Origin of the sequence: Pseudomonas sp. D1-1 (assembly GCF_051132225.1) — a bacterium.
Lineage (GTDB): Bacteria > Pseudomonadota > Gammaproteobacteria > Pseudomonadales > Pseudomonadaceae > Aquipseudomonas.
The window spans coordinates 5,467,779-5,485,449 of the sequence record NZ_CP071676.1; the positions used below are offsets into that span (position 1 = coordinate 5,467,779).

Annotated in this window: 17 protein-coding genes; 9 read left to right on the plus strand and 8 right to left on the minus strand. The window is 60.8% G+C overall.

The features are described from left to right. The first annotated feature begins 96 nt into the window (after window positions 1-96). The 4 genes from mdtD to yccS all read left to right on the plus strand — a co-directional run bounded on the left by mdtD (window position 97) and on the right by yccS (window position 6,953). On the plus strand, window positions 97-1,524 hold the full coding sequence (gene mdtD / locus J3P86_RS24685) for a multidrug transporter subunit MdtD (protein ID WP_434627494.1): 1,428 nt from the start codon (window positions 97-99) through the stop codon (window positions 1,522-1,524). A 302-nt stretch (window positions 1,525-1,826) separates the two neighbouring features. Further along, a complete protein-coding gene (dbpA, locus tag J3P86_RS24690; protein ID WP_305501161.1) occupies window positions 1,827-3,164 on the plus strand; it encodes an ATP-dependent RNA helicase DbpA in 1,338 nt (445 codons plus the stop codon). 150 nt (window positions 3,165-3,314) lie between these two features. After that, on the plus strand, window positions 3,315-4,493 hold the full coding sequence (locus J3P86_RS24695) for an NAD(P)/FAD-dependent oxidoreductase (protein WP_434699047.1): 1,179 nt from the start codon (window positions 3,315-3,317) through the stop codon (window positions 4,491-4,493). A 276-nt stretch (window positions 4,494-4,769) separates the two neighbouring features. Continuing rightward, window positions 4,770-6,953 (plus strand): YccS family putative transporter, encoded by a 2,184-nt coding sequence (yccS, locus tag J3P86_RS24700; RefSeq protein WP_434699048.1) that lies wholly within the window; start codon window positions 4,770-4,772, stop codon window positions 6,951-6,953. A 106-nt stretch (window positions 6,954-7,059) separates the two neighbouring features. Here yccS and J3P86_RS24705 read toward each other — a convergent pair whose 3' ends face one another. After that, complete coding sequence (locus tag J3P86_RS24705; protein WP_434571263.1) at window positions 7,060-7,797, minus strand: substrate-binding periplasmic protein; 738 nt, start codon at window positions 7,795-7,797, stop codon at window positions 7,060-7,062. A gap of 260 nt (window positions 7,798-8,057) precedes the next feature. On the opposite strand from J3P86_RS24705, the gene J3P86_RS24710 reads away from it, so the two are divergent. Continuing rightward, window positions 8,058-8,510, plus strand: coding sequence for a GNAT family N-acetyltransferase (locus J3P86_RS24710; protein ID WP_434627485.1), 453 nt, complete (start codon window positions 8,058-8,060; stop codon window positions 8,508-8,510). A 114-nt stretch (window positions 8,511-8,624) separates the two neighbouring features. On the opposite strand, the gene J3P86_RS24715 is transcribed toward J3P86_RS24710, so the two are convergent. The 3 genes from J3P86_RS24715 to J3P86_RS24725 are packed head-to-tail and all read right to left on the minus strand — an operon-like array spanning window position 8,625 to window position 11,595. After that, window positions 8,625-8,921, minus strand: a complete 297-nt coding sequence (locus J3P86_RS24715) for a winged helix-turn-helix domain-containing protein (RefSeq protein ID WP_305498257.1) — start codon at window positions 8,919-8,921, stop codon at window positions 8,625-8,627. Between the two features lie 4 nt (window positions 8,922-8,925). Beyond that, on the minus strand, window positions 8,926-9,429 hold the full coding sequence (locus J3P86_RS24720; RefSeq protein ID WP_434571257.1) for a M48 metallopeptidase family protein: 504 nt from the start codon (window positions 9,427-9,429) through the stop codon (window positions 8,926-8,928). A gap of 42 nt (window positions 9,430-9,471) precedes the next feature. Further along, window positions 9,472-11,595: a putative bifunctional diguanylate cyclase/phosphodiesterase gene (locus J3P86_RS24725; protein WP_434571255.1), complete on the minus strand. Its 2,124-nt coding sequence runs from the start codon at window positions 11,593-11,595 to the stop codon at window positions 9,472-9,474. Between the two features lie 324 nt (window positions 11,596-11,919). Here J3P86_RS24725 and J3P86_RS24730 point away from each other — a divergent pair, with 324 nt between their 5' ends. The 4 genes from J3P86_RS24730 (at window position 11,920) to J3P86_RS24745 (ending at window position 14,306) form a co-directional block, all read left to right on the plus strand. Next, window positions 11,920-12,588 (plus strand): polysaccharide lyase family 7 protein, encoded by a 669-nt coding sequence (locus J3P86_RS24730; protein WP_305498252.1) that lies wholly within the window; start codon window positions 11,920-11,922, stop codon window positions 12,586-12,588. A 21-nt stretch (window positions 12,589-12,609) separates the two neighbouring features. Further along, complete coding sequence (locus tag J3P86_RS24735) at window positions 12,610-12,756, plus strand: hypothetical protein (protein ID WP_434627477.1); 147 nt, start codon at window positions 12,610-12,612, stop codon at window positions 12,754-12,756. A gap of 138 nt (window positions 12,757-12,894) precedes the next feature. Further along, entirely contained in the window at window positions 12,895-13,563 is a 669-nt protein-coding gene (locus J3P86_RS24740; protein WP_305498250.1) for a polysaccharide lyase family 7 protein, read from the plus strand. Window positions 13,564-14,021: 458 nt separating this feature from the next. After that, on the plus strand, window positions 14,022-14,306 hold the full coding sequence (locus J3P86_RS24745; RefSeq protein ID WP_434699049.1) for a fructose-bisphosphate aldolase: 285 nt from the start codon (window positions 14,022-14,024) through the stop codon (window positions 14,304-14,306). 511 nt (window positions 14,307-14,817) lie between these two features. On the opposite strand, the gene J3P86_RS24750 is transcribed toward J3P86_RS24745, so the two are convergent. From J3P86_RS24750 to J3P86_RS24765, 4 genes are all read right to left on the minus strand, one after another. Beyond that, window positions 14,818-15,132, minus strand: a complete 315-nt coding sequence (locus J3P86_RS24750) for a type II toxin-antitoxin system RelE/ParE family toxin (RefSeq protein ID WP_434627471.1) — start codon at window positions 15,130-15,132, stop codon at window positions 14,818-14,820. Further along, the gene (locus tag J3P86_RS24755) at window positions 15,132-15,410 is read right to left on the minus strand and encodes a ribbon-helix-helix domain-containing protein (RefSeq protein WP_434627468.1); all 279 of its coding nucleotides are present in this window, start codon (window positions 15,408-15,410) and stop codon (window positions 15,132-15,134) included. Before J3P86_RS24755 ends, J3P86_RS24750 begins: the two co-directional genes overlap by 1 nt. A gap of 567 nt (window positions 15,411-15,977) precedes the next feature. Further along, entirely contained in the window at window positions 15,978-17,042 is a 1,065-nt protein-coding gene (gene fba / locus J3P86_RS24760; protein ID WP_003177554.1) for a class II fructose-bisphosphate aldolase, read from the minus strand. A gap of 275 nt (window positions 17,043-17,317) precedes the next feature. Next, window positions 17,318-17,653 carry an MliC family protein gene (locus J3P86_RS24765; RefSeq protein ID WP_434571249.1) on the minus strand — a complete coding sequence of 112 codons (336 nt, stop codon included), beginning with the start codon at window positions 17,651-17,653 and terminating at the stop codon, window positions 17,318-17,320. Window positions 17,654-17,671: the final 18 nt, after the last annotated feature.

The window sequence follows — 17,671 nt, forward strand, 5'->3', positions numbered from 1 at the left end:
GCTTGGGGGTGCTCCGCACCCCAGCGGGAGCAAGCTCCCTCGCCACAAAAGCGTTTTCGCCACAGGAAATTGTTCACTTTTCACACAAGAGGTCCCATGCCCAACCGCGCCCCGCTCGACGCCGTCACCGCCCGCTGGCTTCCGTGGGTCGTGGCAATCGCTTTCTTCATGCAGTCCCTGGACGGGACCATCCTCAACACTGCCCTGCCTGCCATGGCCAGCGACCTGGCGGAGAACCCGCTGCGCATGCAAGGCGTGATCATCGCCTACATGCTCACGGTGGCCCTGCTGATCCCGGCCTCGGGCTGGATCGCCGACCGCTTTGGCACCAAAAAGATTTTCTTCGGCGCGATCCTGCTGTTCAGCTTCGGCTCGTTGCTGTGCGCGTTGTCCAATTCGTTGAGCATGCTGATCGGCGCCCGGGTCGTCCAGGGCCTGGGTGGCGCGCTGATGCTGCCGGTGGGCAGGCTGGTAGTTCTACGGGCGTACCCGCGTTCGGAGCTGGTGAGGATCATGGGTTTCATCACCATCCCCGGCCTGCTCGGCCCGCTGATCGGCCCGACCATGGGTGGCTGGATGGTCGAGTACCTGACGTGGCACTGGATTTTCATCATCAACCTGCCGGTGGGGGTAATCGGCTGCTATGCCGTCTGGAAATTCATTCCGGACCTGCGCGGCAGCGAGCGCACGCGGTTCGATGGGCTGGGGTTCCTGCTGTTTGGCGCGGCGATGGTCTTGATCACCATTGCCATGGAAGGCCTGGGTGAACTGCATCTTCCGCACCTGCGCGTGATGTTGCTGCTGTTCGGCGGCATGGCCTGCCTCGCGGCCTATTGGTTGCGGGCCGGACACGTGGAAAATGCGCTGTTCCCGCCGTCGCTGTTCAAGACCCGGACCTTTGCCGTGGGCATCCTCGGCAACCTGTTCGCGCGCCTGGGCAGCGGCGCGTTGCCGTTCCTGGTGCCGTTGCTGTTGCAAGTGGCGCTGGGCTATTCGCCGTCCCAGGCGGGCATGAGCATGCTGCCCCTGGCGGCGGCGGCGATGGTCGCCAAATCGGTCGCCCGGCCGTTGATCGAACGCTTCGGCTATCGCATCGTCCTTACCGCCAATACCCTGGCCCTGGGCGTGATGCTGGCGAGCATGGGCCTGGTCACCGAACACACGCCGTACTGGCTGCTGCTGGCGCATCTGGCGGTGCTGGGGGCGATCAATTCGCTGCAATTCACCGCGATGAACACCGTGACCCTGATCGACCTGGACGACGCCAGCGCCAGCAGCGGCAACAGCTTGCTGTCGGTGGTCGCGCAACTGTCCCTGAGCCTCGGCGTGGCCTGCGCCGGCGCGCTCCTCGGCGGCTTTACCGCCCAGGTCGGCAATGACGGCGTGGACACGGTGCTGGGCGCGTTCCAGTTGACCTTCGTGACCGTGGGCATCATGGCGATGCTGGCGGCGACGATTTTTTCCCAGCTGTCCAAGCAGGACGGACGGCGGGTGAAGCGGCCGGATGAGCATATCGAGCATTAGACCCAACTGAAGTCGGTAGCTTTTGTGGCGAGGGGATTTATCCCCGCTGGGTTGCGCAGCAACCCAAAAAAGGCTGAATGCAATCTGCCTGATCCACCGAGGTGATCATTCAAAGGGCTGCTTCGCAACCCAGCGGGGATAAATCCCCTCGCCACAGGTTCTGCGGTTTGGCCTCCACAGCTCGTCCAGAACTTTCGAAGAAAGTGGCACGAGGCTGCTACACTGCGCGACATTTTGTTTTGCAGGCCAGTCCCGTGACCACCATTGCCACCGCTTTTAATACTTTGCCGCTGTCCGCCGCCATGCTGGCTAACCTCGAATCACTCGGTTATGCCCAGATGACGCCGATCCAGGCGCAAAGCTTGCCGGTGATCCTCAAGGGCATGGACCTGATCGCACAGGCCAAGACCGGCAGCGGCAAGACCGCGGCCTTTGGCATCGGCCTGCTGAACCCGATCAACCCGCGCTTCTTTGGCTGTCAGGCCCTGGTGATGTGCCCGACCCGTGAGCTGGCCGACCAAGTCGCCAAGGAAATCCGCCGCCTCGCCCGCGCCGAAGACAACATCAAGGTCCTGACCCTGTGCGGCGGCGTGTCCTTCGGCCCGCAGATCGCCTCCCTCGAACACGGTGCCCACATCATCGTCGGCACGCCGGGACGCATCCAGCAGCACCTGCGCAAGGGTTCGCTGGTGCTCGACGGCCTCAACACGCTGATCCTCGACGAAGCCGACCGCATGCTCGACATGGGCTTCTATGACGCCATCGAAGACATCATCCAGCAGACCCCGGAACGCCGCCAGACGCTGCTGTTTTCGGCCACCTACCCGGTGGGCATCAAGCAACTGTCGTCGAAGTTCATGCGCAATCCGCAGCAGGTCAAGGCCGAGGCGCTGCACTCCGACGCCCAGATCGAGCAGCGCTTCTACGAGATCTCTCCCGAGGAGCGCATGGACGCGGTGGTCAAGGTGCTGGCGCATTTCCGCCCGGCCTCCTGCGTGGCGTTCTGCTTCACCAAGCAGCAGGTCCAGGAAACCGTCGATCACCTGACGTCCAAGGGCATCTCCGCCGTCGGCCTGCACGGTGACCTGGAGCAGCGCGACCGCGACCAGGTCCTGGCGATGTTCGCCAACCGCAGCACCTCGGTATTGGTCGCCACCGACGTGGCGGCCCGTGGCCTGGATATCGATGCGCTGGACATGGTGATCAACGTCGAGCTGGCCCGGGACTCGGAGATTCATATCCACCGCGTCGGCCGCACCGGGCGCGCCGGGGAGAAAGGCATCGCTATCAGCCTGGTGGCGCCGTCCGAAGCCCATCGCGCCCAGGCCATCGAGCAACTGCAGAAGTCGCCGTTGAGCTGGGACCAGTTGGACAACCTCAAGCCCCAGGGCGGCGGTCCGCTGCTGCCGGCCATGAGCACCCTATGCATCGGTGCCGGACGCAAGGACAAGGTGCGCCCCGGCGACATCCTCGGCGCCCTGACCGGCGAGGCCGGCATCCCTGGCGCCCAGGTGGGCAAGATCGCGATTTTCGATTTCCAGGCCTATGTGGCAGTGGAGCGCGGTATCGCCAAACAGGCCTTGCAGCGCCTGAACGATGGCAAGATCAAGGGACGCTCGTTGCGGGTGCGGATCCTGTAAACGGTCGTCGCCCCAACAAAGATCAAACTGTGGGAGCGAGCTTGCTCGCGATGGCGCCAGTTCTGTCATATGGATGTTGACTGGACTACCGTTATCGCGAGCAAGCTCGCTCCCACATTCCAGTATGTGGAAAGCTGAGAGGACACCGTTTTGCGCTCTACCGAAGTCGTGATCATTGGCGCTGGCGCCGCGGGGTTGATGTGCGCGCTGACCGCCGCCGGGCGCGGGCGGCAGGTGATGTTGCTGGACCACGCCAACAAGGCCGGCAAGAAAATCCTCATGTCGGGCGGTGGACGCTGTAACTTCACCAACATGTACACCGAACCGGGCAACTTCCTCTCGCAGAACCCGCACTTCTGCAAGTCGGCCCTGGCCCGCTATACCCAATGGGATTTCATCGCGTTGGTGGCCAAGCACGGCGTGCCCTATCACGAGAAAAAACTCGGCCAGTTGTTCTGCGATAACAAATCCAGCGACATCCTCGGCCTGCTGCTGGATGAGTGCGACCAGGCCGGCGTCGACCTGCACCTGGACACCTCGATCGAGCAGATCGAGAAGACCGCCGACGGCTACCTGCTGCAAACCAAACTCGGGCCCATCGCTTGCCAATCCCTGGTGATCGCCACGGGCGGGCTGTCGATCCCGACCCTGGGCGCGACTGGCTTCGGCTATCAGGTGGCCAGGCAATTCGGCCACCAGCTGCTGCCGACCCGGGCAGGGCTGGTGCCGTTCACCATCACCGATCAGTTAAAGAGCCTGTGCACCGAACTGTCGGGCACGTCGGTGGACTGTCTGGTGAGCTGCAACGAGCAGAGCTTTCGCGAGAACATCCTGTTCACCCATCGCGGCTTGAGCGGCCCGGCGATCTTGCAGATCTCGTCGTTCTGGGAGCCGGGCGACACGGTGCAGATCAACCTGCTGCCCGACCACGACGTGCCGCAGTGGCTGCAACAGCAACAGGCCGAACGCCCGAACAGCGAACTCAAGACCCTGTTGGGCGAGTTGTTCACCAAGAAAATGGCCAACCTGCTGGCCGACACCTGGTTCGTCTCCAAGCCGATGAAGCAATACACTCACGCGGAACTCGCGGACATCGCCGAGAAGCTGGCGAGCTGGAACATCGTCCCCGCCGGCACCGAAGGCTACCGCACCGCCGAAGTGACCCTGGGCGGCGTCGACACTCGGGAAGTTTCTTCCAAGACCATGGAGTCGCTGAAGAGCCCGGGGCTGTATTTCATTGGCGAAGTGCTCGACGTCACCGGTCACCTGGGCGGCTTCAACTTCCAATGGGCGTGGGCTTCGGGGTATGCGGCGGCGCAGTACGTCTGATTCCAATCTATGTTGACCCTGCTTTTGTGGCGAGGGGATTTATCCCCGCTGGGCTGCAAAGCGGCCCCCAAACCAGGCAACTCAGTGTGTCAGTAAGATTGAGTTCAACTTCCAGGGCTGCTGCGCAGCCCAGCGGGGATAAATCCCCTCGCCACAGAGCTATAAGCATTCTTTGCATGCCGGAACACTTTTTGCTGCCGGATGTGATCGTCGCCATTGCATCGGCGTCATTACTGCCTCAATTTAGCGTCATTGCCCGTCAGGCCCGTGCACTTCATGTCATCGACCTCGTTCAGCCAGTCTCTGCGTCGCCTTTGGGCGTTGGATAAATTCAGCTATAGCGTGCGGGTGTTTATTGCCCTGACCGGCAGCATGGTGCTGTGTTGGTACCTGGATAAGATGGCGCTGCTGATTCCGCTGTTCCTCGGCATCATCGCCAGCGCATTGGCCGAGACCGACGACAGCTGGCAAGGCCGTCTCAACGCGCTGGCCGTGACGCTGGTGTGCTTCAGCATCGCCGCGCTGTCGGTGGAGTTGCTATTTCCCTACCCCATCCTGTTCATCGTCGCCCTGGCCCTGGCGGCCTTCGGTCTGACCATGCTCGGCGCCCTGGGCGAGCGCTATGGCGCGATTGCCTCGGCTACCCTGATTCTTTCGGTCTACACCATGATCGGCGTGGACCAGCGCGGCGGTGCGATCACGGACTTCTGGCATGAGCCGGTGTTGCTGGTGGCCGGCGCCGCCTGGTATGGCCTGCTCTCGGTGTTGTGGCACGCGCTGTTTTCCAACCAGCCGGTGCAGCAGAGCCTGGCGCGCCTGTTCCGCGAACTGGGGCGCTACCTGAAACTCAAGTCATCGCTGCTGGAGCCGATCCGTCAGCTGGATATCGAGGCCCGACGCCTGGAGCTGGCCCAGCAGAATGGCCGGGTGGTGGCGGCGCTCAACAGCGCGAAGGAAATCATCCTGCACCGCGTCGGCAATGGCCGGCCGGGCTCGAAAGTCAGCCGCTACCTGAAGCTGTACTTCCTTGCCCAGGACATCCATGAACGCGCCAGCTCCTCGCACTATCCCTATAACGCCCTGGCCGAGGCGTTCTTTCACAGCGACGTACTGTTCCGCTGCCAGCGCCTGCTGCGCCAGCAAGGCAAGGCTTGCCTGGCACTGGCCGAGTCCATCCAGTTGCGCCAGCCGTTCGTCTACGACGACAGCTTCGCCGAAGCCCTGAACGATTTGCATGCTTCCCTGGAGCACCTGCGCATCCAGAGCAACCCGGCCTGGCGCGGCCTGTTGCGCTCGCTGCGGGCGTTGTCGGTCAACCTCGGCACCATGGACCGCCTGCTCAGCGACGCGAGCAACCCCGACGCCCTCGCCGACGCCACTGACAGCAGCCTGCTGGACCGCTCGCCACGCAACCTCAAGGACGTCTGGGTCCGCCTGCGCACGCAGCTCACGCCGACGTCGCTGCTGTTCCGTCATGCCCTGCGCCTGCCCCTGGCGCTGAGCGTGGGCTACGCGATGGTGCACCTGATCCACCCCTCCCAGGGCTACTGGATCATCCTCACCACACTGTTCGTCTGCCAGCCCAACTACGGCGCCACGCGGCGCAAGCTCGGCCAGCGGATCATCGGCACCGCCATCGGCCTGACGGTGGCCTGGGCGCTGTTCGACCTGTTTCCCAATCCGCTGGTGCAGTCGTGCTTCGCCATTGCCGCCGGGGTGGTGTTCTTTACCAACCGCACCACCCGCTACACCCTGGCGACTGCCGCGATCACCGTCATGGTGCTGTTCTGCTTCAATCAGGTCGGCGACGGCTACGGGCTGCTGCTGCCACGGCTGTTCGATACCTTGCTCGGCAGCCTGATCGCCGGGCTGGCGGTGTTCCTGTTCCTGCCAGACTGGCAGGGCCGGCGACTGAACAAGGTGCTGGCCAACACGCTGACCTGCAACAGCATCTACCTGCGCCAGATCATGCAGCAATACGCCGCGGGCAAAAGCGACGACCTGGCCTATCGCCTGGCCCGGCGCAACGCCCATAACGCCGACGCGGCGCTGTCCACGACGCTGGCGAACATGCTGATGGAGCCGGGCCATTTCCGTAAGGAGGCCGACGTAGGGTTCCGCTTCCTGGTGCTGTCCCACACCCTGCTCAGTTACTTGTCGGGGCTCGGGGCCCACCGGGGCACCGAACTGCCGACTGAGGTGCGCGAGCAGCTGATCGACGGCGCCGGAGCAAGGCTGGCGACCAGCATCGATGAAATTGCCCAGGGCCTGGCGAGCAAACAGCCGATCGCGATCCAGAGCGACGACGAAGAAGCCCTCGCCAGCGAGCTTGAGCTGATGCCCGATGAAATCGACGAAGGCCAGCGGCTGGTGCAGACGCAACTGGCGTTGATCTGCCGGCAGTTGGGGCCGTTGCGGACGCTGGCGGCGCACCTGATCAAGGACACCAGTGAGGCTTGAGTGCTGTGGTGTTCATGCGGGCCTCATCGCGAGCAAGCTCGCTCCCACATTGAAATGCGTACCCTGTGGGAGCGAGCTTGCTCGCGAAGGGGCCAGCCCAGGCACCCTACATCCCATGCGCCTTCAATAACTTCTGATAACTCCCATCCGCCTTCATCGCCGCAATCTCCCGATCAAACCCGGCGACGATCTGCTCATGCTCGGGATTCTTCAGGCTGACCAGGATATGCAGGCTGTTTTCACTCAACGGCTTGGGTAGAAACTCCACGGCATTGCGCACCTTGGCGGATTCGCGGGCCAGGTAATAACGGGCGACGTATTCGTCTTCCAGCGTCAGCTTCACTCGGTCGGCGGCGAGCATGCGCACGGCCATCGCAAAATTATGCACAGGGATTTTCTGCATCTTCTCGTCCTCATCGAACGCCTTGGAATAGGCGTAGCCACGAACCACGGCGATGGGATAGGCATACAACTGCTGCAGGTTGTCGAAGTCGATGGGCGAGTCCTTGCGCTTGATAAACCGCACGCGGTTGAGCAGGTACTCGGCCGAGAACTGGCCTACATGGGTGCGTTCCTCGGCGTACCAGGCATTGATCAGCACGTCATACCGCCCTTCGCTGATCCCCAGCATCGCCCGGGCCCAGGGCACCTGCTCGAAATCACTGGCATAACCGGCGCGCGCCAGGGCGGTGGTGACGATATCGGTCGCAAGGCCGCCATTGACCAGCGTCGAGTCGGTAAAGGGTGGCCAGGCATCGGCGACCAGACGCAGTTTCTGCGCACAGGCGTTGTGGCTCAGCAACAGCAACCCGACCAAAGCAAGAGCTCGATGCAATCGCGGCATGCCTGACTTCCTTGACGGGTTCAAAGCCCGGTTTGTTTTTAGCCGAAACCCAAGGGACTCCCCAAGGCATCCGGGTCCTGACGTTAGCTCATCGAAACCGCTGCGCAGCGCTGGATTGAAGATTACATAAAGAAGGCAGTACCGCGACAAATCGATGATGGCATTTTGGTCTTTATCACAGATTTTTCGACCGATTGAAAAGAGACTTCCGACGCAAGGACGCCTAATATCGGCAGCAGGTTCTCTGGGAAATTCAAAAAATGGATATCGACTGGGTCTGCAAACATCACACTGACCTGAGCAAGGAACAGCTATACGCCATCCTGAAACTGCGCGCCGAGGTCTTCGTCGTCGAACAGAACTGTGCCTACCCGGACGTCGACGGACTGGACCTGGAAGGCGACACCTGCCATCTGATGGCCTGGCAGGACAACCACCTGGTCGCTTACCTTCGTTTGCTCGATCCGCATTCGCGAAACAGCGATGTGGTGATCGGCCGCGTGGTCATCGCCACCGAGGCGCGAGGGCAAGGGCTGGGGCATACACTGATGGAACAAGCCTTGAAGCAGGCCGAAAAGCACTGGCCCGGCGTGTCGATCTCATTGTCGGCCCAGGCGCATCTGCAGGGGTATTACGGGCGATACGGGTTTGAAGTGGTGGGCGTGGAATATCTCGAGGATGGGATTCCGCACATCGGGATGCATCGGCCCTGAGGCCGCCATCGCGAGCAAGCTCGCTCCCACAGAGGTGCACGCAATCTTCTGTCCACAACAGGCCTTTGTGGGAGCGAGCTTGCTCGCGATGAGGCCAGCCCAGGCACCGATAGTTCAGGGATACTCCAACACCGCCTTGATCCGCTGCAGATTCTGCTCGATCCACCGCCGATCAATCGCCCCCCAATCGCGAATCCGATACCGCCCGGCATGGTTGCGCGCGCCCTCCTGCTGCTCGAATTCACAGAGGATGTCCAGGTCCGCCAGCGCCACGACGGTATCCTGGGCGGTGCGCCGAGGCATGCCGGTAGCTTCGGTGAGCGCGGGAATGTTGCTGGCCAGGCCGCTGTCGATCAGGTAAGCCACGTACAGTCGACGATAGAAGCTGCTCTTGGTCTTGCTGACGTCCATTCGCTCATCCCTTGTCTTGTTGCAGGTCCCGCCAGGTCAGGTACACCCGCAGGTCGAATTCCAGCTGGTGATAGCCCGGCAGCATGTGCTCGCACAGCTGGTAGAAAGCCTTGTTGTGGTCCGATTCCTTGAAGTGGGCCAACTCGTGCACCACGATCATTTCCAGAAACTGGGGCGCTGCGTCCTTGAACAAAGAAGCAATGCGGATTTCTTTCTTGGCCTTGAGCTTGCCGCCCTGTACCCGCGACACCGCCGTATGCAGCCCAAGCGCGCGATGGGTCAGGTCGAGGCGGTTGTCGAACAGCACTTTGTCGATGGCCGGCGCGTTACGCAGGTAGCGCTGCTTGAGATCCAGCGCATAGCCGTACAACGCCTTGTCGCTCTGGATCGGATGGCGGCCGGGATAACGTTGTTGCAGGTAATCGCCCAGTCGATCCTCGGCAATCAGTTGCTGCACCTGGGCTTGCAGCGCGGCGGGGTACGCCTGGAGGTATTTGAGCACGGTCATCGGACGGCAACACAGTCACTGGAGGCCGCCAGTGTAGCGAATTCAGGCCGGCACCGCGCTCCAGTCGAATGGTCGCGCGAAGGCATCTGTGTCCTCGGCCATCAAGGGCCGCGCCACGAGGAAGCCTTGCACATATTCACAGCCATGGGCCTTGAGCCAGTGATACTGCTGCGGCGTCTCGACCCCCTCGGCGATCACTCGCAAGCCCAATTGCTTGCACAGGTCGATCACCGAGGCGGCCAGCGCAGCGTCCCTGGGCGAGTCCGGCAAGCGGGCGATCAAGTGCCGATCAAGCTTGAGCGTATCGAGTTCGAGATCGCGCAGATGCGCCAGCGAGCAAGGCCCCGAACCGAAGTCGTCCAGCGCCACCCGCACGCCCAGGTGGCGCAGCAGGCGCAATTGCTTATGGGTTTCGTCGGGGTTGCGCATCAGCGCGTCTTCGGTGATCTCGACCTCCAGCTGCCGCGGCTTCAACGCATGGCGATCCAGGACCTGGCGCAACTCGGTCACCAGGTTGGGCATGCCGAACTGGGTACTGCTCAGGCTCACGCCCAACACCAGGTCGTCGGGAAACATCCGCTCCCATACTTTGCGCTGGGACGCACTGCGATGGTAAATCCAGCTGCCCAGCCGACTGATCAACCGAGCTTCCTCCAGCAACGGCAGGAACAAGCCCGGCGGTACGTCCCCGACGCTGGGATGCTGCCAGCGCAGCAGCGCCTCGAACCCTCGGGTCCGTCCGTCGAGGATGCTGACCTGTGGTTGATAGACCATATTGAAGTCGCGGTTTTCGATGGCCGAACGTACGCTTTCCTCAAGCATCAGCCGTGAACGGGCTCGGCCGTTCATTTCGTGATCGTAGAAACGATACTGCTGGCGGCCGGCGCGCTTGGCCTCGTACATGGCGATGTCGGACGCGCGAAGCAACCCGTCGAGGTTGGAGCCGCAGTCCGGGTACGTGGCGATGCCGATACTGGCGCCCAGCGCCACGTCCATGCCTTCGATCTGCTGGCAGACCGAGACGCGCTCGATGAGTTTCTCGGCAATCTTTGCCGCCTGCTCGGGCACCTCAAGATCCAGCAGCGCCGTGAACTCATCGCCGCCGAGCCGCGCGAGGATATCGAACGGGCGCAGGCAGGCCTTCAACTGTTCCGACACCCAGCGCAACACCCGGTCGCCGGCATCGTGGCCCAGCGAGTCATTGACCCGTTTGAAGCCATCGAGGTCCAGGTACAACAGCACCCAGTTGCTTTCCAGCCGTTCGCTGCGCATCAGCAGGTTTTCGGCGGTCTGATAGAACCCCCTGCGGTTGAGCAAACCGGTCAGGGGATCAGTGACGGCCTGGAACTCCAGCTGCTGGTGCAGATGACGAACCACCGACATGTCCTGAAGCGTCACCACCATGGCCTTTTGTTCAGAAGGCAGGGGGGCACAGGACAAGGCCACCGACACTTGCTGGCCGGGCGCGGTGCGCAGCACGGCGTCGTGCAAGCGCCAGGTTTCGCCACGTCGATAGGCGGCATGGATATCCGAATCGATCCACTCGGGAATATGGGGTTTCTGCAGGAAATCCAGGAAGGGCATCCCTTGCAATCGGTCCGCAGTGGCGTTGAGCAAGCGGCACGTCGAAGGGTTGGCAAAACGGATGAAACCGCCTTCATCCACCACCAGGATGCCTTCGGCGGCGTTATCCAGCACCGAGGCATTAAAGGCCCTGGCTGCCTCCAGGTCCTGGCTCAAACGCTGCAAGGCCCGGCGATTGCGCTGGTGCTCGAGCAACGCGTGGACCTTGGGCTTGAGAATCTGCGGGTCGAATGGCTTGAACAGGTAATCCACCGCGCCGCTGGCGTAACCCTTGATCACCGCGTCCTGGGACTGCTCGTTGGCGGTCAGGAAGATGATCGGCGTGAGCCGCGTGCGCTGGCTGCCACGCATCAGACGCGCTACTTCGAAGCCATCCATGTCCGGCATCTGCACATCCAGCAGCACCAGGTCGATGTCATGTTCGAGTAGCAGGTTGAGGGCCTCGACACCCGAGGACGCGGTCATGACCTGCCAATCCTGACGCTGCAACAACGCTCGCATGCTGAGCAGGTTTTCAGGGTAGTCATCAACAATCAAAAGGACGGAGCTGTCTTCGCCAAACGGGGGTTGCGCGCATTCCATGCTGCTTCTCTTATCGGGACGCCATGTCCGTCCTACGTGGGAAAACGGACAACATACAGTGATCTCACTCTAGACCGGGATTTTGAAAAGCAGTAGGTGTCATGACGCCATCATCCAGACAAAGCCCGAAATAGCCGACTAACGGTCACCCTGCTCAGGCACAGAAACTGCAATGACCCCCACGACGAACAATTGACGTCAAACATTCGCCGAGCGGTCAACAACAAAAGCCCCACCCAGCGTTTCGAGACGCTCAAAAGGGCGGTTCAAAGCCTCCCGACACGGCGTACACCCTTTTACATCCCGATACGCAGGACACACGACATGATCGATCTCGCAACCTGGAACCTGAGCATTCCTGAAGGCGCACCACCGGCGACCATCCAGACTTCGCAACTGGTACAAGGCTTCAAGAACCAGTATTTCAACTCGGAAACCGGCACCGTGTTTTTCTGGGTCCCCGTCACGGGCGCCACGACGGCCAACGCCATTTACCCTCGCAGCGAGCTGCGCGAAACCAACAGCGACGGCACGTTGCGCAATTGGTTGTACCCGGCTGCGGATAACAAGCTGGCCGCCACGTTGACCGTCGGCCAGGTGCCCAGCACCGGCAAGCTGGTGATTGGCCAGATCCATACCAAGGACAGCACCAGCCCCATGGTGAAGCTGGAATACCAGTACAAAACCTACAGCTCCACCGGCAACATCGTCGCCAAGGTGCGCATGCGTCCCGACGACGCCACGGGCCAGGTCATCACCATCGCCACCGGCATCAAGCTCAACCAGCCGTTCTCGTACCTGATCCACCTCAACCGTGCAGGCCTCTTGACCATCAACGGCGCCGGCTATCAGTGGAGTGCCACCGTCAGCAACACCTGGAGCACCAAACCGTTGTACTTCAAGGCAGGCGTCTACGTGCAGGACAACGCTGGTTACGCCACCGAAGGCGCAAAAGCCACGTTCAGCCTGCTGGATATCGATCACAACCTCTAAGGTTTCCCCCCGAGCAGCAGCATGGATCGCTGCCTGCCCGCCGCCGACTCGCTCCCCTTCGATCAACGTGGCGATGGCACCGCCAAAAAGCCATCGTTCAATAAAATTTTGACGCTACCGACCAACGGTCAATTATCTGCGGCACAAAATCGCCAATCCCTACTCTGACGGACTGCTGACGCCAAACCTCCGCCGTACGAACGTGCCAAATGTTTGTCCGCATTCCTGCCGGCGTCCGCAGAAAGCGCGTCTTAGAGCCTCCGGCTGTGGCGTAAATCATTTCTTCTTCTCAGAAAGGATCCGAACATGGTCGATCTAGCAACCTGGAACCTGAGCATCCCCGAAGGCAGCCCGCCGAAAACCATCGAAACCCCTCGACTGGTGGATGGATTCAGGGACAAGTACTTCAACTCCGAAGGCAGCACGGTGTATTTCTGGTCGCCGGTGACCGGCACCAAGACCGAAAACGCGATCTACCCACGCAGCGAACTACGTGAGACCTACCGAGACGGCACCCTGCGCAACTGGCTTTACCCAGAGGCCGATAATCAATTGCGCGCAACGCTGGTGGTCAATCAGGTTCCCAGCAGCGGCAAAATCGTGATTGGTCAGATCCATGCCAAGGACAGCAACAAACCGATGGTGAAGCTGGAATACCAATTCAAGGACGCCACCAACACCGGCAACATCGTCGCCAAGGTGCGCATGCGCCCCGATGACAGCAAAAGCCGGGTCATCACGGTAGCGACAGGCGTGAAGCTTGACCGGGCCTTTTCTTATCGGATCCACCTGGATCGCACCGGCGACCTGGGCATCACCGCCGCCGGTAATAGCTGGTACACCACGGTCGGCGCCGCCTGGCGGGTCAAGCCGTTGTATTTCAAGGCCGGGGTGTATGTGCAGGACAACAGTGGCTATACCAGCGAAGGTGGCAAGGTGACGTTCAGCAAATTGGACATCGATCACAACACCTGAAATTTCACGTCCTAAAAACTCGTAGGAAACATCCCCTTTTGGTGAGGGGATTTGTTCCCGCCGGGCTGTGAAGTAGCCCCCTCTTTTGTCAGACGCACCGTATGCAGCGGTTTTGCGGCGGCTGCGCCCCCGAGCGGGAGCAAGCTCCCTCACCACGGGGGCCGGTGCGTCCTACAGGTCGATTTTGGCCTGGAAAATCTACTCTATAGTTTGGTTGGTCTGCTGGCTTTGGTCAGTGGCAGGGGTTTCGCAGCCCTGGTGAGTTAGAATCACGACCGTCAGAAGTCAACATAGGCGCATCCCGCCTGCGTTCGGCTTTTTATGGCGGCTGTGTGTGGGAGATCTTCGGGTCTGCCGGGTTTCTCTAACTCCTCGGTCTGCGAACCCGCACATGGCTGCCACCCAATTTGTTTCGCAGCGAACGGTGGCAATTACTTTTCTTGAGTTAGAGGTTTGTCATGAAAACCGAACAATTGCTTGGCCGCTTTACCCCACTCACCCCAATCGCCACCACCCAACCTATCCTGTTCATCGACAGCACCGCGCCACTGACCGAGCTTCACGCCTGCGCCAGCGAACGCTTGCATGCCACTCTTGATTACCTGACGCTCATGGCCTGCACCACCCTGCGCGATTCGGCTGCCGGGGATCTCAATACCCTCACTAATTTCGCCCGGATTCTGGTTCAGGATGTGGCCGATGTGTTCGGTGTCATTGAGCAACGTGGGCTCGAAGAGCACTGAAACCTGCCTGCAGGAGATCCCCCGTGGGAGCGAGCTTGCTCGCGATGGCGTTGGGTCTGTAGCGGAAATGTTGGCTGACTCGGCGCTATCAGGATCGGTGTGTATATCCGTTTTTTTGTAACGGCTACTTATGGTTCCGCTCTTACAGCGGGTCACTTTTGGAAAGAGCGCCAAAAGTAACCAAAAACGCTCTGCCCCACCACTCGGTGCCTCGCCTAGGCTCGGCATCCCCTCACTCCGGCATTGCTCCGTGGGCCCGCCGCGAAGGGCCGTCCCTGGCCCAGCGCGGCTATCCCGGCATCCATGCCGGGATGCCCACTGCGCAATGCCTGCGTTCGGCCAGCGTGGTTAACGGGGCGCCGAGATCAACGTCAACCGCGAGGCGGCCTGGTAGCCGACCTGGCTCTGGATGGGGTCCGCGTTCCTCCTGTGGGAGCGAGCCTGCTCGCGAGGGCGAGGTGTCAGTCGATGAGGATATTGGATAAGCAGGCTTCCTGGTGAGCTGCTTGCGTCAATCTTCCTGTTCGATCTGCAAAGCGACCTTGAAGTCCTGTCCGCCGTAAAAAACGCCCAAAATGAAAACCTGTTCGGGTTCAACGGTAAAGGCGATCACAGTTCGTTTGCGGTAGTTTGTTATACGCAACCCCGGGCGTATATCGTCCCTCTGGTTCCCTCTGTGCGGGAATGTCCGAAGGTCTTCACAGTAGGTCACGATAGCGTCGGTATACCTATGGGCAATTTCCGTCGAAGCCGCTGCGGCAATGTAGCGATAGAGCGCAGCTAATTGCTCAAGGGCTTCCGGTGCAAACTTGAGGGTATAGACCATCAGGATTCTGCAGTGAGGTTCTGGTGCTCTGCAGCCAATCGGGAGCGCACATCATCAGCGCTTAGTGCTCGCGACGGATCAGCTTTTAAGGCATCGTAAGCAGGAGCTACCTGGCCTATAAGCCAGTTTTCCAAAGCACGATCACGAGCCAGTAGCGCGCGCAGACCATCGCGAATGACTTCACTTTCAGTGGCGTACTCGCCAGCGGCCACCTTGGCTTTCACTAGGTCGGCCATTTGGTTGGGCAGGGTGATGCTGAATTGTTGAGTGCTACGCATGACGGCCCCCCTAGACGATAGGATTTAATCCTACTCTGCTCAGAAGAATATGCACATGACCTCCTGTCATCATCTATGGCTTGGCAAGCGGACAGCGGATGAGCATGTGTGAGGAGATATTTGAATGGCTGGCCTCTTCGTGAGCAGGCTCGCTCCCACAGGAGGAACGCGGACCCCATCCAGAACCAGGTCGGCTTCAGGCCGCCTCGCGGTTGACGTTGATTTCGGCGCCCAGTTAACCACGCTGGCCGAACGCAGGCATTGTGGAGTGGGCAACCCGGCATGGATGCCGGGTTAGCCGCGCTGGGCCAGGGACGGCCCTTCGCGGCGGCCCACGGAGCAATGCCGGAGTGAGGGCATGCCGAGCCTAGGCGAGGCACCGAGTGGTGGGGCAAAAGCGTTTTGCTTACTTTTGACTGGGCCGGCTCCCGGGCTTTTCAAAAGTGAGACGCTGTAAGAGCGTAACCATAAGCAGCCACCACCCAAAAAACGGATATACACCCAAATCCCAAGCATTAAAAAACCCGCATCACTGCGGGTTCTTTAATAATGAATAACGCGAAAAGCTTAGTTGACCTTAGCGTTCAACTCACCCTTCAAATACCGCTGATACATGGCTTCCAGCGAGATCGGCTTGATCTTCGACGCATTACCCGCCGTACCAAACGCCTCATAACGCGCAATACACACATCACGCATCGCCGTCACGGTCGCACCGAAGAATTTACGCGGATCAAACTCGCTAGGATTGGTCGCCATCAGACGACGCATGGCACCGGTGGAAGCCAGGCGCAGGTCAGTGTCGATGTTGACCTTGCGCACGCCGTACTTGATGCCTTCGACGATTTCCTCGACCGGCACACCGTAGGTTTCCTTGATGTCGCCACCGTACTGGTTGATGATCGCCAGCCACTCCTGCGGTACCGAGGAAGAACCGTGCATCACCAAGTGAGTGTTGGGGATGCGCTTGTGGATTTCCTTGATGCGGTCGATGGCCAGCACGTCGCCGGTAGGCGGCTTGGTGAACTTGTAGGCGCCGTGGCTGGTGCCAATGGCGATCGCCAGGGCGTCGACCTGGGTTTTCTTGACGAAGTCGGCGGCTTCTTCCGGGTCGGTCAGCATCTGGCTGTGATCCAGCACGCCTTCGGCGCCGATGCCATCTTCCTCACCGGCCATGCCGGTTTCCAGCGAGCCCAGGCAACCCAGCTCACCTTCCACCGAGACGCCGCAGGCGTGGGCCATGGCGACGGTTTGCTGGGTGACACGGACGTTGTATTCGTAGTCGGTCGGGGTCTTGCCGTCTTCGCCCAGGGAGCCGTCCATCATGACCGAGCTGAAGCCCAGTTGGATGGAGCGCTGGCAGACGTCAGGGCTGGTGCCGTGGTCCTGGTGCATGCACACCGGGATGTGCGGGAATTCTTCGATTGCCGCCAGGATCAGGTGACGCAGGAACGGCGCGCCGGCGTATTTGCGAGCGCCGGCCGAAGCCTGGACGATCACCGGGGAGTCAGTCTTGTCAGCGGCTTCCATGATGGCGCGCATCTGCTCAAGGTTGTTGACGTTAAAGGCTGGGACGCCGTAGCCGAACTCGGCTGCGTGGTCCAGCATCTGACGCATGCTGATAAGTGCCATTAGTGTGTCTCTCCCGGTCGAGGGTCGTTAATCGTGCCAGCCTGCCGGAGCGGCGGCGGCTATTCAAGTCATTGCGGGTCGGGGCTGGCCCGAGCCTGCGTGTTCCGTATCGCCAAACCCAAACATTGGCGCGATCCCTGTGGGAGCGAGCTTGCTCGCGATGAGGGTGGCACATTCAACATCTCTGTTGCCTGATAGACCGCTATCGCGAGCAAGCTCGCTCCCACATGGGATCTGCTTCCCTGTTCAGATCCGTGTGAATCAGATGAATCCTGTCAATCGGCCTTGCAGCCCCGCCCAATCAGATCATTGGTGGCGACCCAATACGCCAGGCCTTCCTCGCCCTTGATGTGCAACGCCAGCATGTCATCGCTGTACAGCGAACCTTCGGCGCCGGGCTCGAGCTTGAGGCGATAAACCTTGTCAGCGCCGCCCAGCCGGACATCGACTTCCTTGCGCGCTGCATCGGCATAACGCCAGAGCACCTTGGCCTCGCTGTCACATGTCCAACTCGTCCAGCCCTCTGCAGCAGGCTCGGACGACTGCAAAAAACCCAGTTGCGAGCAACCGGCCAACAATGCCAACGCCACGACGGCGATAAAGCCTTTCATCCGTGTTCCTCGACGGGC

What these genes read in the sequence shown, in the direction of transcription:
- J3P86_RS24725 (WP_434571255.1), bottom strand. Translation starts at nt 11,595, where the DNA reads ATGGAATGCGCGCAACCCCCGTTTGGCGAAGACAGCTCCGTCCTTTTG.
- J3P86_RS24730 (WP_305498252.1), top strand. Translation starts at nt 11,920, where the DNA reads ATGATCGATCTCGCAACCTGGAACCTGAGCATTCCTGAAGGCGCACCA.
- dbpA (WP_305501161.1), top strand. Translation starts at nt 1,827, where the DNA reads ATGCTGGCTAACCTCGAATCACTCGGTTATGCCCAGATGACGCCGATC.
- J3P86_RS24705 (WP_434571263.1), bottom strand. Translation starts at nt 7,797, where the DNA reads ATGCCGCGATTGCATCGAGCTCTTGCTTTGGTCGGGTTGCTGTTGCTG.
- J3P86_RS24720 (WP_434571257.1), bottom strand. Translation starts at nt 9,429, where the DNA reads ATGACCGTGCTCAAATACCTCCAGGCGTACCCCGCCGCGCTGCAAGCC.
- J3P86_RS24765 (WP_434571249.1), bottom strand. Translation starts at nt 17,653, where the DNA reads ATGAAAGGCTTTATCGCCGTCGTGGCGTTGGCATTGTTGGCCGGTTGC.
- yccS (WP_434699048.1), top strand. Translation starts at nt 4,770, where the DNA reads ATGTCATCGACCTCGTTCAGCCAGTCTCTGCGTCGCCTTTGGGCGTTG.
- J3P86_RS24750 (WP_434627471.1), bottom strand. Translation starts at nt 15,132, where the DNA reads ATGGTCTATACCCTCAAGTTTGCACCGGAAGCCCTTGAGCAATTAGCT.
- fba (WP_003177554.1), bottom strand. Translation starts at nt 17,042, where the DNA reads ATGGCACTTATCAGCATGCGTCAGATGCTGGACCACGCAGCCGAGTTC.
- J3P86_RS24745 (WP_434699049.1), top strand. Translation starts at nt 14,022, where the DNA reads ATGAAAACCGAACAATTGCTTGGCCGCTTTACCCCACTCACCCCAATC.
- J3P86_RS24710 (WP_434627485.1), top strand. Translation starts at nt 8,058, where the DNA reads ATGGATATCGACTGGGTCTGCAAACATCACACTGACCTGAGCAAGGAA.
- J3P86_RS24735 (WP_434627477.1), top strand. Translation starts at nt 12,610, where the DNA reads ATGGATCGCTGCCTGCCCGCCGCCGACTCGCTCCCCTTCGATCAACGT.
- J3P86_RS24740 (WP_305498250.1), top strand. Translation starts at nt 12,895, where the DNA reads ATGGTCGATCTAGCAACCTGGAACCTGAGCATCCCCGAAGGCAGCCCG.
- J3P86_RS24755 (WP_434627468.1), bottom strand. Translation starts at nt 15,410, where the DNA reads ATGCGTAGCACTCAACAATTCAGCATCACCCTGCCCAACCAAATGGCC.
- mdtD (WP_434627494.1), top strand. Translation starts at nt 97, where the DNA reads ATGCCCAACCGCGCCCCGCTCGACGCCGTCACCGCCCGCTGGCTTCCG.
- J3P86_RS24715 (WP_305498257.1), bottom strand. Translation starts at nt 8,921, where the DNA reads ATGGACGTCAGCAAGACCAAGAGCAGCTTCTATCGTCGACTGTACGTG.